The organism is Marinobacterium marinum (genome assembly GCF_013868415.1).
Lineage (GTDB): Bacteria > Pseudomonadota > Gammaproteobacteria > Pseudomonadales > Balneatricaceae > Marinobacterium > Marinobacterium marinum.
Map to the genome: position 1 here is coordinate 253,389 of NZ_JACEMT010000041.1, position 16,195 is coordinate 269,583.

Genomic DNA, 16,195 nt, shown 5'->3' on the forward strand with positions numbered 1-16,195 from the left:
ATGAAGCTGACACCTATTCAGCAGCGCCGCCTGCATATCTTCAAGCGCAATCGACGCGGCTACTGGTCTCTGTGGGTCTTCCTGTTGCTATTCGGCCTCAGCCTTCTGGCCGAGTTTATTGCCAACGATCGTCCCATTGCCATCAGCCATCAGGAACAGCTCTACTGGCCCGTATTCAACGACTACACTGAAGCCGATCTGGGAGGCGATTTTGCCCTGCCTGTCGATTATCGCGACCCCTATATTCAGGAGATGATTGAATCCGCCGGTGGCTGGATGCTCTGGCCACTTATTCGTTTCAGCTACGGTACTATCAACTACAACCTTGACCAGCCGGCACCCTCTCCGCCCAGCAGTAGCAACTGGCTCGGCACCGACGACCAGGGCCGGGATGTACTGGCCCGTGTTATTTACGGATTTCGCATTTCCGTTCTGTTTGCCCTGACCCTCACCCTCGCCAGTTCGGTCATCGGTGTCTGCGCCGGTGCCGTTCAGGGATACTATGGCGGCCGCATCGATCTGTTATTCCAGCGCTTTATCGAGATCTGGTCGGGACTGCCGGTTCTGTTCCTGCTGATCATTCTGGCCAGTCTGGTACAGCCCAACTTCTGGTGGCTTCTGGGCATCATGCTGCTGTTTTCCTGGATGAACCTGGTCGATGTCGTCAGAGCCGAATTCCTGCGCGGACGCAGCCTCGAATATGTTCGTGCAGCCAAAGCACTCGGCCTGAGCGACATACGCATTATGTACCGCCACGTGCTGCCTAATGCGATGATTGCCACCCTGACCTTCATGCCCTTTGTATTCAACGGAGCCATTGTTACCTTAACGGCTCTGGATTTTCTCGGCTTCGGCCTGCCGCCAGGCTCACCATCCTTGGGTGAGCTCGTCGCTCAAGGCAAGGACAACCTGCACGCGCCCTGGTTGGGCATTACTGCGTTCTGCTCACTGGCGACCATGCTGACCCTGCTGATTTTTATCGGCGAAGCGGTTCGCGATGCCTTCGACCCCAGGAAAGTCTGACATGGCCTCAACTCTCATTTCAGTCCGGCAGCTCTCGATCCAATTCAACACAGATACAGCCCCCGCTGTCAGTAATGTCAGTTTTGATATTGAGGCCGGCAAGACTCTGGCACTGGTCGGAGAGTCCGGCTCGGGCAAGTCGATTACGGCTCTGTCTCTGATGCGTCTTCTGCCCGAAACACAGGTTCAATACCCCGATGGCAGTATCAGCTACCACGGTGAAAACCTGCTCAGCGCCAGTGAGTCACGCATGCAGCAACTGAGAGGCAGCCGCGTCGGCATAATTTTTCAAGAGCCGATGACCTCTCTCAACCCACTGCATACACTTGAAAAGCAGATCAGTGAAACTCTTCGTATACACAAGGGGTTTAGCCTGGCAGCTTGCCGTCCTCGAGTAATTGAGCTGTTAAACCTGGTGGGCATCGATAAACCTGAACAGCGCCTGGGGCATTATCCTCATCAACTGTCAGGAGGACAGCGACAGCGTGTCATGATCGCCATGGCACTGGCCAACGAACCCGAGTTATTGATTGCAGACGAGCCAACCACGGCTCTGGACGTGACGATTCAACAGCAAATCCTGGATCTTCTGCAGTCGCTACAGCACAAGCTCAACATGGCCATCTTGCTCATTTCACACGACCTCAATGTCGTTCGACGCGTAGCTGACCGTATCTGTGTCATGCACAAGGGTGAATTACTGGAAAATCGTCCCTGTGCCGAGCTGTTCGCAGCGCCGCAACATGAGTATACCCGGCAGCTGCTTGCCGCCGAGCCGGAAGGACGCCCACACCCCATCAACACCCGGGCAGGCGAACTTCTGCGCACCCACGGACTGAAAGTCCATTTTTCATCACCACAAGGGCTTTTCAGGCGCAGACAGAGCGCACCGGCCACTGTCGCCGGCATAGACCTGCATCTGCGTAGCGGAGAAACACTGGGTATTGTAGGAGAATCCGGGTCCGGCAAAACCACTTTGGCTCTGGCGATCCTGCGGCTTATTCGCAGCCAGGGCGATATTGTATTCAAGGGGCTGCCGATATCATCCTGGAAGCAAAAACGGATCACTCCGCTCCGAAAACAGATGCAAATAGTGTTTCAGGACCCTTACGGCAGCCTTAGCCCTCGTATGAGCCTATTCGAAATCATCGCAGAAGGCCTGGCCATTCAGGGGTGCAGATGTGCCCAGGAACAGATATCTCGTGTCTCTCAAGCCCTTCAGGATGTCGGACTGGACCCTGCCGTACAGCACCGCTACCCTCATGAATTTTCTGGCGGGCAACGACAAAGAATCGCGATTGCTCGAGCGCTGGCACTCAAACCCGAACTGATTATTCTCGATGAGCCTACATCCGCTCTGGATCGGACTGTCCAAAAGCAGATTATTGAGTTGCTGAGAGATCTACAGCAACGTTACAACCTCAGCTATCTGTTCATCAGTCATGATCTGGCTGTCGTCCGCGCCATGAGCCATCGTGTCATGGTCATACAACAGGGTAAGGTTGTCGAGTCCGGCGCAACTGAAACTCTGTTCTCCAAACCTCAACGGAGTTATACCCGCCGACTGTTGGCCGCCGCCGCCTTGAAAGCCGACTAACAGGAGAAGCTGGTTGCAATCCTCATTCAAACGCTGAGAGGATGAAAAACTCGCTGATTCTTTGCAAAGAATAATACCATTTTCGAAAGGACACTCATCAAAAGACTTTCAGAAGAGCATAAAAAACTCATTTATAAATAAAAAGGCTCAGGCGAGCTTTTAAGACTTCCCCCGAGCCTGAATCATTCATTGGAAATGGATACCTGTAATATCATATTCGCCAACATATCGATACCCATAGATATCGACAAAGGTAAATTCCATTTCTATTTTTTCACGTTTACCTGTATGACCCAATAATTCTATAATATAATACGTCTGCGGATCTTTAACATACGCAGGACTCTCGCGCGTCTCAATCACCTTGAATTCACTTGGGTTACCAATAGTATCAAAATACTTGTAAAGTGTGCCTAATCCTCTAGAGTATATACCTTTTTCTCTATCAGAAGAGCCCGGCATTTGCTGTCCCAGCAGCCAGTCATTGCTCTTTTCATTTATAGACTTAATAAACCGTTTTATAATATCTTCATGGGAAGGAAGCTCCGGCATTTTTATTTCATTCAGAGCAGCATTCAACCTTTCACTGGCTGATTCAGTTCGTTGTATATAGCCTTTAAAATCACCTGAAATTTCCATATAATCCAGATAGTCAGAAAGCCCCTTATCAAACACCTGCTTGAAAGGAAAATAGTCTTCTGAGAGGATATTTTTCAGATTCACGTAAAAACCATATGCATACTCTTGATCAAGATGATCAATATCGGTCGTATTCAAAAACTGACCAAACAAAAGCGCATCCAAGCCAACGATATTATCGACATCTTTGAAAAATATAACTTGTTTCGACCATTTTTTACCCGATTTTTCAATCTTCAGAAGATAACGATAAAAAGGAATATCACTGTCATTTTCTACCTCTACCTTATCAGTATTGAAATCATAAACTTTCGAATCTGTATGAATATCGGTAATAGTTATATCATAACCTTTTGACAAATCTGAAAACGCTACAGATTTTTCAATAGATATTGCCTGGGAAGCATAAGCCATATTAGAAATATTTATAATAAAAGCTATTATCAAAAACTTTAAAAATGATTTCATAAAACTCCTTTTCGATATATAAGATGATTAACTTACAGCCAGCCCAATATTAAAACACATATTGATTTCAACAGCCATTGATAATGGAAGTTATAATAAAAATATCATCAATCAAACCCATAAAAAATCACCTTAACCGACATGAAATCATATACTTAATTTTCTCTTGATAAGCAGGACAAAATGAAATAAAAATCATAAAAATGCAGAGTTTAAATAATAATAGTGCTTTATATTAAAAATGGAATAGATTAAAAACAGCTGATATAAAACAATAAGAAAAAATTCCGATATAATCAGTTTTATGCCTTTGCTGAACTTACGAAATAAAATGATCGCCGCATCCAACCTTATTATTTCAACTGCTCTATCACGAGCTCATCTGTATTCTTCACATAGCAATAGATTGCAGGACAACTGTTTGACCTGAGCCTGCAACATTTGATTCACACAGACAATAACAGCACAAAAAAAATCCGGCTCCCACTATAAGCAGGCTCCGGATTTTTCATGAAGAAGCCCAGATACATGGAGCACTGGGCCAGGGTAAATACAGTGTTTAATTACGCTCAACTTCTGCTGCGGCATTCAAATCCTGAACACGTGCACGGAAAGCCGTTTCCGCCTGACGCATGTCCAATGATTTTTGCAATTGCTGCGTCAACTGCTCATCAACCTGCTCGGGATCATGCACGGCACGTACACGCAATACGGCATAATCGCCGCCATTCAGCTCTACTGCTTCCAGAATGCTCTTGTTCTCCTCCGGTCGGGCCAGCTCGAAGGCCGCACGATTGAGTTCCAGCGGCATACTGCCCGCATCGCGGGTAACGGCTTCTGCAGAGCTCCAAACCAGGCTAGAGTCCAGGTCCGTCAAGGCTTCACCGGCAGACAAGTTTTCCACCAATGCTTCGGCACGCTCTTTCAAGCCTTCAACAGCCTGCTCCTGCTTGAGTTCAGCAACCAGAATAGACTTGACCTCGTCCAGGCTCTGCTGACGTGCGGGAATCTTCTCATGTACTCGTATGACAACCGCATGCTCGCGGCTCAGCTCGATTGGTGCACTGTTCAACTGTTCGTTCAGCAGGTCATTGCTGAATGCCGCACGCAGCACTTTGGGGTTACTGGTCAATGCCGTATCGCCGCCAGTCTGAGCAAAAGGTGCGGTTTGCTTAATCTCCAGCTCCAGCTCTTCAGCCGGCACCTGCAGATCAGCCGCCGAGAAACTCAGATCAGCCAAACGATCCAGAGCTTCCACATAACCTGCCTCGGCTTCGGCAGCTGCCAGCTCAGCCTTCAAGACCGGCAGGCGCTCTTCAAACGTAGGCGCTGCTGTCTCACGTACCTCGGTCAGTTGAATCAAGTGGTAACCAAACTCAGTGCGTACCGGCTCGGACAGCTCGCCGGCCTGCATGGCAAACAGCGTATCTTCGAATGGACCGGCAAAGATACCACGACCATTAAATCCAAGTTCGCCTCCATTACCCGCCGACCCCACGTCTGCGGAGTACTCGGCAGCCGCATCGGCAAAGCTTAGTTCACCCGCCTGAATACGCTCCCGAACGGATTCGGCAAGAGCCTGTATATCAGCCTCGGAACCTTCGCCAAACTCAAACAGGATATGCGCTGCCTGACGTTCTTCCGCTGCTTGGAAACGTGCCAGTTCCTGTTCATAGGCACTGCGCACATCGCTTTCGCTGACAGCATCCGGGTTCACGAAGTCAGCCTGATTCAATTCAATGTAAGACAATACGACCTGTTCGGTGGTCATAAAACGCTGCGGGTTCTCATCGTAACGCGCCTGCAGCTGGTCCTGCCCGACTTCAACCTGTGCCAGCTCGTCCTCAAGACTGAACCGGACCCAATCCACATCACGGGTCTGTGCCGCCAGTTTTGCCAACCGCTCAGCCTGAACCGGGGTCGCAAAGGCCGACAGGGAATAGGCGTTACGTTCTTGCGCCATTAGCAGCGCCTTTCGCAACTGGTCACGGTACATCAGCGGAGTCAAACCGACACTGCGCAGGGTTGCTTCAAACTGGTTGCGATCAAAGCGACCATCCGCTCCTTGAAAACCGGGATCGGCCACCAAAAGCTGATCAATGATCTGGTCCGACACATACAGCCCTTGACCTTCAGCAGACTGCAGCAGAATCTCCCGGTTGATCAGGTTGTCGAGTACAGAGCGGCGCAAACCGACTTCGTCAATAGCTGCCGGGTCTGCGTCTTCACCCATCTGGGACAGAATCTGCCGGCGCTGCAGCTCGGTTTCACGCTGCAGTTCAATGTTGCTGATCTCTTTTCCATTCACTTCGGCCGGTGCTTTTTCACTGTTGGCCAGGCCGATCAGTGATTCAACACCAAAGAGAGCAAAGGTGACGATGATCAGACCGACGATCACCTTGGCAATGATTCCCTGTGAATTTTCCCGGATGGTTTGAAGCATGGTTGGCGTACACTCTGATTGTATAAAAAAAGCGCATTCGGCCGAATGCGCTTTTTCTGATCACTTTAAATATCCGATATAGAATCGGAGATGATCGGAATTGGCGGAACGGACGGGATAAAAAGCCCGTTGAATCCTGGAGAGTCTGTCCACTGATGCTCGGGTGTACAGCTCTCTAAAGTGGCGGAACGGACGGGACTCGAACCCGCGACCCCCTGCGTGACAGGCAGGTATTCTAACCAACTGAACTACCGCTCCGCTGAATTCAGGACGTCAAGTCCTGCTTACTTGTTGACCGCGTCTTTCAGCGCCTTACCCGGCTTGAAAGTCGGCAGGGTCGCTGCTGCGATGTCGATCGGGTTACCTGTCTGCGGGTTACGACCGGTACGTGCGGCGCGTTCTTTGGTCGCAAAAGTGCCGAAACCAACCAGAGCAACAGACTCGCCACGCTGCAGCGCTTCGGTGACGGCTTCCAGTGTCGCATCCAGTGCACGGCCAGCAGCCGCTTTAGGAATGTCAGCGGATGCCGCAATAGCGTCAATCAGTTCAGATTTATTCACAATGTTCCCCTTGTAGAATCGTTGTCGTGTTCTATCCGTTGTCGTTGCCCAGCGCATAGTCTGCAACTTTATACCAACTGCCAGAAACCGGTGTCAACTGGCTGCAGCCCTTTTCTGCTGGGGCTTTGCGTTAATGCGTGCTGAGCTGACTTGAGCCGTTGCGCGTATTGTTCGTTTCAGTGGAGGCCTTATCCTCCTCCGCCTCTGGCAGCGGTTCCGGCTGACGTGCCAGCGCGATCTCCAATACCTCATCAATCCACTTCACGGGACGAATATCCAGATCAGCCTTGATATTGTCGGGAATTTCCTTGAGATCGCGGGTATTTTCCTCAGGAATAATCACCGTACGGATGCCGCCACGGTGCGCCGCCAGCAGCTTTTCCTTCAACCCACCAATCGCCAGTACCTGTCCACGCAAGGTGATTTCGCCCGTCATCGCCACTTCTGAGCGTACCGGTATCCCGGTCAGGGCCGAGACAACCGCTGTGCACATGCCGATACCGGCACTCGGTCCATCCTTCGGTGTCGCACCCTCAGGCACGTGAATATGAATATCACGCTTCTCATGGAAATCGGGCACGATGCCCAGCGAACGGGCGCGGTTCCGTACAACCGTCATGGCTGCCTGGATCGATTCTTTCATCACATCGCCCAGGGAACCGGTGTGTATCTGGCGCCCCTTGCCCGGCACAACCGCTGATTCGATGGTCAGAATATCCCCGCCCACCGAGGTCCAGGCCAATCCGGTCACTTGGCCTACCTGATCCTGCTCTTCAGCCATGCCGAACTTGAACTTTTTCACGCCACTGTAGTGCTCCAGCTCTTCAGCCGTTACCCGCACCACACCGTTCTTTTCATTCAATGCCAACTCGCGCACAACTTTGCGAGCTATTTTTGCAATCTCGCGCTCCAGACCACGTACCCCGGCTTCGCGAGTGTAGTAGCGTACCAGATCAACCACGGCATCATCGGTAATCTCCAACTCCGCCGGCTTGATACCGTTATTCTTGAGCTGCTTGGTAATCAAATACTTGCGCGCAATATTAAGCTTTTCGTCCTCAGTGTAACCCGGGATACGAATGATCTCCATGCGATCAAGCAGCGGACCCGGAATGTTCATGGAGTTGGAGGTGCACACAAACATGACATCAGACAGGTCATAGTCCACTTCAAGATAGTGGTCATTGAAGCTGCTGTTCTGTTCCGGGTCCAGCACTTCGAGCAGCGCCGATGCCGGGTCTCCACGGTTATCCATACCCATCTTGTCAATTTCATCAAGCAGGAACAGCGGATTCTTGACACCTATGCGCGACATTTTCTGGATCAATTTACCCGGCATGGAGCCGATATAGGTACGACGGTGACCGCGAATTTCGGCTTCATCGCGCACCCCGCCCAACGCCATCCGAACATATTTGCGGTTGGTCGCACGTGCAATCGAGCGTCCCAGAGAAGTCTTGCCGACACCTGGAGGGCCGACCAGGCACAGAATCGGTCCTTTAAGCTTCTTGACCCTTTTCTGCACCGCCAGATATTCAAGGATACGGTCCTTGACCTCTTCCAGACCATAATGGTCTTCGTTGAGAATCTTTTCCGCATGTTTCATATCCATCCGGACACGGGAACGCTTGGTCCAGGGAATCTGCAGCATCCAGTCGATGTAGCTGCGCACAACCGTGGCTTCCGCACTCATGGGCGACATCATCTTGAGCTTGTTGTATTCGCCCAGTGTCTTGTCCAGCGCTTCCTGAGGCATACCGGTCGCTTCGATACGGTTTTTCAGCTCTTCCATATCGGATGCGCCGGTTTCATCCATATCGCCCAGCTCTTTCTGAATGGCTTTCATCTGCTCATTCAGATAGTACTCACGCTGACTTTTTTCCATCTGCTTTTTGACGCGACCACGAATCCGCTTCTCAACCTCGACCAGGTCAATTTCGGCCTCCATCAGCGACATCAAGCGCTCCAGGCGCTGGCGCGCACCCAGAATTTCCAGAATATTCTGCTTTTCATCCACTTTAAGGGACATATGTGCAGCGATGGTATCGGCCAAACGCCCTATTTCATCGATATTCTGCAGTGACCCCAGCACCTCGGACGGGATCTTCTTATTTACCTGAGCAAAACGCTCAAACTGATCCAGTGCTGTTTTTTTGTACACTTCGGCCTCAGCCACGCCAACCGTTTCAATCGGCAGCACATGGACTTCGGCGCAGAAGCAGGCCTCTTCTTCACGCAGTGACAAGATCCGGGCGCGATAATCCCCTTCGACCAGTACCTTGACCGTACCATCGGGCAGCTTCAGCATCTGCAGGACATTGGCCACACAACCAACAGCAAAAAGATCATCTGCAGCGGGCTCATCTTCGGATGCGCTTTTCTGTGCAACCAGCAAGATCTGCTTGTCACTTTCCATCGCCAACTCCAGCGCATGGATGGACTTTTCGCGGCCGACAAACAGCGGAATCACCATATTGGGATAAACCACCACATCGCGCAGCGGCAGAACCGGAAGCTCGACGGTCACGGCGTCATCTTTTGCTTCATATTGATCCATGATGGAGTGCCTCTCTACAGGGCGCCATACGAAATGACGCGGCTTGGGTAATATCAGATTAGTCTTTCAATGGGGGTGGTTCCAGCAATTACAACTGCTTGAAACACTTTTTCACTGGATAAACGTACCGAGAGGGAATGCAGGAGGCCGAAACCTCCCACATCGAGTCATTGCGGGACAATCAGTTACTGGAAATAAGCGTTTTCACGAACACTGTGATCCGTGACATCGCGGACACCGACCAGACCGGGAACACGCTCGATCAGGGTCTTTTCAACACCATCTTTCAAGGTCATATCCACGGCGCTGCACCCCTGGCAGCCACCGCCAAAGCGCAATACAGCAATGGTGCCGGCTTCTTCTTCAAGCAGTTCGACCAGTTTTACCTCGCCGCCATGAGAGGCCAGGCCCGGATTGATGTCCGAATACAGAATATAATTGATCTGCTCATCCATCGGGCTGTCCGGTGACACCTTGGGCACTTTTGCATTGGGTGCCTTGATGGTCAGCTGACCACCCATGCGGTCTTCGGCAAAATCAATATAGGCTTCTTCCAGATAGGGCAGACTGTTACGCTCCATATAAAAGCGCAGCAGCTCAAAGTCCATGACTTCATCGTCCGAGTTGACTTCATCGGGACGGCAGTACGCCAAACAGGTTTCCGCATAGGCCGTGCCGGGCTGCGTCACGAACAGGCGCACGGCGATACCTTCTACATTCTGTTTTTCAAGCAGCTCTGCCAAATAGCGCTCAGCTGATTTTGTAACCGTAATTGTCATAACCAAACCTTATGAAAATCCTGTCTGTCTGATGGGTTCAGGATACACCCAAAACAAACCTGAGTAAATTGATCGGTTATTAATCAATATGCACTTTTGTCACGCGCCTGCCAAAGCGCTCTGGCACGCTCTACCCACACCTGAGGCAACTCCACCTCCCCCTTGGCTAACAGTCGAAGCACACCGGCCAATGTACTGATTACGGCTGCCTCGCCATAGTCATGACGGATTTCACCACGCCACACCTTCAGCAAATCGGCAGGATCAAGCACCTCATCTCGCAGCAAGCGCTGCGGATACAACCTGGGCCAAAACTCTTCCGACAACGCCCCGTCGCACACCCAATGCAGCTCAGACTCGGAGTCCGGCTTCATCTCCGCCTCTCCACCATCACCGCGAACAGTCAGACTGTACCGAGTACCCAACAATTGAGCTGTACGTTGATGCATAGGGGCATAGGGCGGGTGAAAAACCCCATCTACACAACAGGCAGCTGCCAGCGGATTCAACAGGCGGCATAGCGTGTGCACCGGCGACCTCAACCCCAGCACTGGCCGTAGTGCAATCAATTCCCCCAAACGCGGGACCAGCCGATCAATTGACATGTAAGCAATATTACGCCGCTCCAGCGATTCGGCAACATCCTGCCAGCTGTCGTCGGCTCCAAACCCAAACAATGGCAGCATGTCCTCGGTATACAAACGCCCCGGCGTGTGCCCCTTGGCACCATGCATGAAAATTTTGACGCCCTGCCCTGCCAGCGTTAATGCAGACAGCAGGAACCAGGGCAGACGCCGCTTTTTGCCGGCGTAGCTGGACCAATCCAGATCCACCCTCAGGCCTGCCGGAGGAGTCAGCCTGGATCTGACGGCATGCGCGAATCCCATCAACTCCTCAGGTGCTTCCTCCTTCATCCGTATCAGCATCAGAAAAGCCCCCAGCTGCTCCGGCATGACCTGCTGATCCAGGATCATTCCCATCGCCGCTTCCGCCTCTTCGGCCGTTAATGATCGACTGCCCTTTTTACCCTTACCCAAAATGCGTACGAAGGGTGCGAAAGAGTGTTCCTGATGCATCGCTATTCCTCTTGTCAAACGGAGCGATTGATTCACGAGTCAGGCAGTGCTTTGCTACAATGGCCGCTAACCCTGCGGAAAGTATGACATGAGCCGTCAAAGAATTCAGTTTGGTGCACCACGCCGTGCACGTAAAAATCCCCCCTTACCCCAAGAACCGCTCACCCTGACGGTAGAACGCCTGAGCCATGAGGGGCGAGGTATTGCCAAGGCGGATGGTAAAACCACCTTTATCGCCGGCGCCTTGCCAGGCGAAACGGTGCAGGCACGCATAAGTGCTCAGCACAAACGCTATAACGACGCCGAACTGATCAAGGTGATAACCGAGAGCCCCCACCGAGCCACACCGCCCTGCCCTCATTACTCTCAGTGTGGCGGCTGTGATCTTCAGCATCTGTCCGTGGAGCAACAGCGCATCCACAAACAGCAGCAGGTGCTGGATCAGCTGACACGCTTTGCCGACGTGGTGCCGGAGCAGGTGGAAACACCACTGACCGGTACCGACACCGGCTATCGACGTTCAGCACGCATCGGTATCAACCAGCGTCGTGATGGCGAAGTTCTGATCGGCTTCCGCCGCCGCGGCAGCCACAAACTGTTGAACATCGACAGCTGCCCTGTCCTGATACCACGCTTGCAGCCCGTCTTTTCCCAGCTACGCGAAGCGCTGTCCGGACAGGGTGATATTCGTACTCTGACTCACGTGGATCTCAGCTGTGGAGATGCGGACGGTTTCATCCGGTTTCGCTGTACACGCAAGCCCAGCGAGGCCTTGCTGACCGCTCTTCAACATCTCAGTCAGCAGCTGTCTCTCAAACTGATTATCGGACTGAATGATCGTGACATTCACCTTGATGCGGGATTGGCGCAGTACTCACTCCCCGCACAGCGGCTCGCATTGAGTTTTCATGCAACTGATTTCATACAGGTCAATGCCGATATCAACAAAGCCATGGTCGATCAGGCGTTGGCCTGGTTGAATCCGCAACCCGGCCAGCGTGTTTTGGACCTGTTTTGTGGCCTGGGAAATTTCACCCTGCCCCTGGCGCAGAAAGCTGCTCAGGTTGTCGGCATTGAAGGATCTGCCGAAATGGTTGAACGTGCCCGCTTGAACGCCACCGCCGCCGGCGTGGAAAATGCGCATTTCTACCGCGCCGACCTCAGCGAAAGCTTCCGTCACGCCGCCTGGTTCCGGGAAGGCTTTGATCTTATTCTGCTGGACCCGCCACGTACCGGTGCCCGTGAAGCCGTGCAGCAGCTTACCGATTACGGCGCCTCGAAGGTGCTTTACATCTCCTGTAATCCGTCGGCGCTGGTCGCCGATATACCACTACTGGTAGCCGCCGGTTACCGAGTAACTCGCTTCGGTATCATGGACATGTTCCCCCATACCGCCCATGTGGAATCCATGCTATTGCTTGAGCGCTGCCATGCCTGAGTACGTCTTCAGCGACACACACATCGTCGTCGTCAGCAAACCGGCCGGACTGCTCAGCGTCCCCGGTCGAGGCGAAGACAAGCAAGACTGCCTCTGGCGTCGCGTACAGCAGCACTTTCCGACTGCCCGTATTGTTCACCGCCTTGACCAGGCCACCTCAGGGCTCCTGATTCTGGCACTTGATGCGACATCCCATCGCAATCTGAGCCAACAGTTTCAACAGAGGATTCCTCGCAAACGCTACCAGGCTATCATCAGCGGCTCTCCCGAGCAGGAGAGCGGTCGGGTCGAACTGGCATTACGTTGCGACTGGGACAACCGTCCCCTGCAGATGGTGGACCCGGTACAGGGCAAGCCGGCACTAACGGAATGGGAATGTCTGGAGCGGGAAGCAGATCGCAGTCGCGTTCTCCTGTACCCGATAACGGGCCGTTCGCACCAACTGCGCGTTCACATGCAGGCCATGGGCCATCCCATCATCGGAGACCGGTTTTATGCGCCCGAGCCTCAGCGTAGCGCCAGCAGCCGTCTGTTGCTACATGCCGAACACCTTGCGCTGAAACACCCCGACAACGGCACCTGGCTGGAATTCGAGACCCCCTGCCCCTTTTAATCGCCTGTGCACAATAGAAAACGGGAGCCAAGGCTCCCGTAAATGTTTTCCGCTTATCGAATCAGTACGATTCAGGCAGCTGATCCTTGACTGTCCACAGAATCTCCTCTGCCACTATGGCAGGTGCTTCCAGACCGTCTTCATTCATGACACTCAGGAATACTCCCGAGCGCGTACGGTTCATTTTCAACTGATAACGGCCAGTATGCTCGTAATAGCCGGTTTCGGCATTAAAGTCACCGTTACTGTCTTCACTGCCGAAGACATACACCACCTTGCCGGCAAACCAGATTTTATAGCCCTTCCGGTTGGCAGGGTTGTCCGGGTCAGAAAGCTCCGTACTCAACTCACCTTCTTCATCCTGACGCTCATTGGACGGTACAGCGCCAATCGCACTGTAGCGTACCCCGCCTTCCTCGGCTTCATCCCCCCCCAATGCGGCACTGATCATGCTGGTGTCCAACTTGATGTCACCACGATCAGAGTGCAGCCATTCGAAGAAGCCCATTTTCTCGGTTTCTTCAAAGGGTGTCGTCGTCGTGTAAGTCAAATAGAAAATGCCGGCAGCCTGATCACGTGTACCCACATCGACATCCGCAGCATCAAGCGCTGCATCCACCTGAGCCCAGGCTGAATCGATGGAGGTGCTGATCTTGAGTACCGGGTTGCCGCGGGAATCACGACCCAACAATGGGCGGTCGGCGGTTTTCTGCTGCAGAGCCACCAGCGTGTTGGCAGTTTGCGGCGAGCCTGCTTTGCTCAAGTAGCGCAGCAGCTCAAACATCATGTCAGACTTGTAACTCACGTCCTGTGCCTGCCGGTCCCAGTCGATACCAGCCACTTCGGCCTCTTCCGGGTACTGAACATGCTTGAGACGAACAGCCGTACGGCCATAATCTTCCGGATCCGGCCTCAGAGTCATACGCAGCTTGTTGCGGGTCGGCCCCTCAACATCCTGCAATGTCAGCCGCTTGACCCACAGGTCAACAAAACTGTAGTCGCGACCATCCAATACGATCCAGTCTGTTTCCATTACCCCCTGGCGAGGATCAAAACGCACGATATCGATGTCGTTGAAAGCCCAGAAATCCTGTGCCTTCAACCAGACATCGGCGATAGGCTCATCAACCAGAATGACCTTTTCACCCTCGATGCGTCGAAAGTTCACGCTGTCTGTGCCTGAGTCGGCGTAGAAAAACTCCGGCCGCGGCACTTCGAAACTCCCATCACTCTGGGTCGCTGTCGCCCCGACATGCGGCACAACAAGCTGCTCCTGCATTTCCTTGGCTCGCAGGTGCGGGGGCAGCTGCAAACGTCCGCTCTTCCTGGCCAGCTCATAGTCCTGACTGCGGTCACGAATAACGCCGCTTTCGCCATAAATCGGGTTTTTGTCGACCATGCTGCAACCCGTCAGCGCAACGGAGATCGCCAGCGCCAGCGGAAGATAGGTGGTCCGAAGTGTAGTCATGCCTAGTCCTGTTAGATGATGCCAGCTTCGTGCAGAGAGTCGCGTACCAGTGTCTGATACTGCTCGGACAATACCGTCAGCGGCAAACGAATACCCTGACCGATCAAGTTCATTTCGGCCATCGCCCACTTCACCGGAATCGGATTGGCTTCAACAAACAGATTGGTATGCAGCGGCATCAGCTTCTGCTGCAGGGCACGCGCCGCTTCCGTTTCTCCGGCCAGACCCAGACGGCACAGTTCGGCCATTTCAGCCGGGGCCACATTGGCGGTCACAGAAATATTACCCTGGCCGCCTTTCAGGATCAGTTCAATGGCTGTCGCATCATCGCCTGAATAGATGGCGAAATCCGTTGGCACCTTGGCGATCAGTTCAGCCGCACGCTCCAGATCGCCTGTCGCTTCCTTGATACCGACGATATTATCGATCTGCGCCAAACGGCAGACAGTTTCCGGCAGGATATCGCAACATGTACGACCCGGTACGTTATACAGAATTTGTGGAATGGAAACTGCTTCAGCAATCGCCTTGAAGTGCTGGTACAGGCCTTCCTGGGTCGGCTTGTTATAGTACGGGGTTACCAGCAGACAAGCGTCGGCACCGGCCTTGGCAGCACGTTCGGTGAGGTCGATAGCTTCCCGGGTCGAGTTGGCACCAGTACCCGCAATGACCGGAATACGGCCATTAACACGCTTGATGATGGCCTTGATGACTTCCAGGTGCTCATCATAGTCCAGCGTGGGAGACTCGCCTGTTGTGCCCACGGCAACAATTGAGTCGGTGCCCTTCTCGATATGGAGATCCACAACTTTATCCAGGGCAGCCCAATCAATCTCGCCATTGTCTGTCATCGGGGTCACGAGCGCTACAATACTGCCGCGAATCATCTTTGTCTCCATCTGTCTGAGAACTCTCAACATGTGCATCATGCTACCGAGACCGGATCACGGCCTCAACCAGCAGGCACTTTTTTGATATCGTAAAAGCCGCATTCTAAACGAATTATGTGCACTGCGCGTAGTGGTGCAAAGCACTTTTTAGGAACCAAGGACATTTCAACATGACTGCACCCGCTATCGGCGAGCCGATTGCCGACTTCACGGCACCTGCGACCAGCGACTCCGAAGTCTCTCTGAGCGCTCTCAAAGGCAAACATGTCGTCATCTATTTTTACCCCAAGGACAGCACACCGGGCTGCACAACCGAAGGGCAGGATTTCCGTGACCTGTACGATGAGTTCCAGGCACTGGATACCGAAATCTTCGGCGTTTCACGGGACGGTTTGCGTAGTCACGAAAACTTCAAGAGTAAGCAGTCCTTCCCCTTCGAGCTGATCAGTGACAAGGAAGAAGCGCTGTGCCAACTGTTTGATGTTATCAAACTGAAAAAAATGTACGGACGCGAATACATGGGACTGGAGCGCAGCACCTTCCTGATCGATAAGTCGGGCACCCTGCGCCAAGAGTGGCGCAAGGTGAAGGTCAAAGGTCACGCAGCAGAGGTTCTGGAAGCCGTCAAGGCGCTCTGAACCGAT

The 16,195-nt window shown here is 52.8% G+C and carries 13 protein-coding genes and 1 tRNA gene; 5 read left to right on the top strand and 9 right to left on the bottom strand.

What is annotated here, in order from left to right; all coding sequences use genetic code 11:
• Window positions 1-1,023 (top strand): ABC transporter permease, encoded by a 1,023-nt coding sequence (locus H1S06_RS06385; RefSeq protein ID WP_181738359.1) that lies wholly within the window; start codon window positions 1-3, stop codon window positions 1,021-1,023.
• A 1-nt stretch (window position 1,024) separates the two neighbouring features.
• Complete coding sequence (locus tag H1S06_RS06390; RefSeq protein ID WP_181738361.1) at window positions 1,025-2,620, top strand: ABC transporter ATP-binding protein; 1,596 nt, start codon at window positions 1,025-1,027, stop codon at window positions 2,618-2,620.
• A 186-nt stretch (window positions 2,621-2,806) separates the two neighbouring features.
• Here the strand turns inward: H1S06_RS06390 and H1S06_RS06395 are convergent, their stop codons facing one another.
• From H1S06_RS06395 to H1S06_RS06425, 7 genes are all read right to left on the bottom strand, one after another.
• A complete protein-coding gene (locus H1S06_RS06395) occupies window positions 2,807-3,727 on the bottom strand; it encodes a hypothetical protein (protein WP_181738363.1) in 921 nt (306 codons plus the stop codon).
• Between the two features lie 559 nt (window positions 3,728-4,286).
• The gene (locus H1S06_RS06400; RefSeq protein ID WP_181738365.1) at window positions 4,287-6,170 is read right to left on the bottom strand and encodes a SurA N-terminal domain-containing protein; all 1,884 of its coding nucleotides are present in this window, start codon (window positions 6,168-6,170) and stop codon (window positions 4,287-4,289) included.
• Between the two features lie 181 nt (window positions 6,171-6,351).
• Window positions 6,352-6,428, bottom strand: a tRNA-Asp gene (locus H1S06_RS06405).
• A 26-nt stretch (window positions 6,429-6,454) separates the two neighbouring features.
• On the bottom strand, window positions 6,455-6,787 hold the full coding sequence (locus H1S06_RS06410; protein ID WP_181738367.1) for an HU family DNA-binding protein: 333 nt from the start codon (window positions 6,785-6,787) through the stop codon (window positions 6,455-6,457).
• A 73-nt stretch (window positions 6,788-6,860) separates the two neighbouring features.
• A complete protein-coding gene (gene lon / locus H1S06_RS06415) occupies window positions 6,861-9,287 on the bottom strand; it encodes an endopeptidase La (protein ID WP_181738369.1) in 2,427 nt (808 codons plus the stop codon).
• Window positions 9,288-9,472: 185 nt separating this feature from the next.
• The gene (gene nfuA / locus H1S06_RS06420) at window positions 9,473-10,066 is read right to left on the bottom strand and encodes a Fe-S biogenesis protein NfuA (protein ID WP_181738372.1); all 594 of its coding nucleotides are present in this window, start codon (window positions 10,064-10,066) and stop codon (window positions 9,473-9,475) included.
• A gap of 83 nt (window positions 10,067-10,149) precedes the next feature.
• A complete protein-coding gene (locus tag H1S06_RS06425) occupies window positions 10,150-11,142 on the bottom strand; it encodes a glycosyl transferase family protein (protein WP_181738374.1) in 993 nt (330 codons plus the stop codon).
• A gap of 88 nt (window positions 11,143-11,230) precedes the next feature.
• Here H1S06_RS06425 and rlmD point away from each other — a divergent pair, with 88 nt between their 5' ends.
• The gene (gene rlmD, locus H1S06_RS06430) at window positions 11,231-12,580 is read left to right on the top strand and encodes a 23S rRNA (uracil(1939)-C(5))-methyltransferase RlmD (protein ID WP_181738377.1); all 1,350 of its coding nucleotides are present in this window, start codon (window positions 11,231-11,233) and stop codon (window positions 12,578-12,580) included.
• The gene (locus tag H1S06_RS06435) at window positions 12,573-13,193 is read left to right on the top strand and encodes a pseudouridine synthase (RefSeq protein ID WP_181738379.1); all 621 of its coding nucleotides are present in this window, start codon (window positions 12,573-12,575) and stop codon (window positions 13,191-13,193) included. The genes rlmD and H1S06_RS06435 overlap by 8 nt, the downstream gene beginning before the upstream one ends.
• Window positions 13,194-13,254: 61 nt before the next feature.
• Here H1S06_RS06435 and bamC read toward each other — a convergent pair whose 3' ends face one another.
• Complete coding sequence (gene bamC, locus H1S06_RS06440; protein ID WP_181738380.1) at window positions 13,255-14,661, bottom strand: outer membrane protein assembly factor BamC; 1,407 nt, start codon at window positions 14,659-14,661, stop codon at window positions 13,255-13,257.
• 11 nt (window positions 14,662-14,672) lie between these two features.
• On the bottom strand, window positions 14,673-15,548 hold the full coding sequence (gene dapA, locus H1S06_RS06445; RefSeq protein ID WP_181738382.1) for a 4-hydroxy-tetrahydrodipicolinate synthase: 876 nt from the start codon (window positions 15,546-15,548) through the stop codon (window positions 14,673-14,675).
• A 173-nt stretch (window positions 15,549-15,721) separates the two neighbouring features.
• Here dapA and H1S06_RS06450 point away from each other — a divergent pair, with 173 nt between their 5' ends.
• Window positions 15,722-16,189 carry a peroxiredoxin gene (locus H1S06_RS06450; RefSeq protein WP_181738384.1) on the top strand — a complete coding sequence of 156 codons (468 nt, stop codon included), beginning with the start codon at window positions 15,722-15,724 and terminating at the stop codon, window positions 16,187-16,189.
• The last annotated feature ends 6 nt before the right edge of the window (window positions 16,190-16,195 follow it).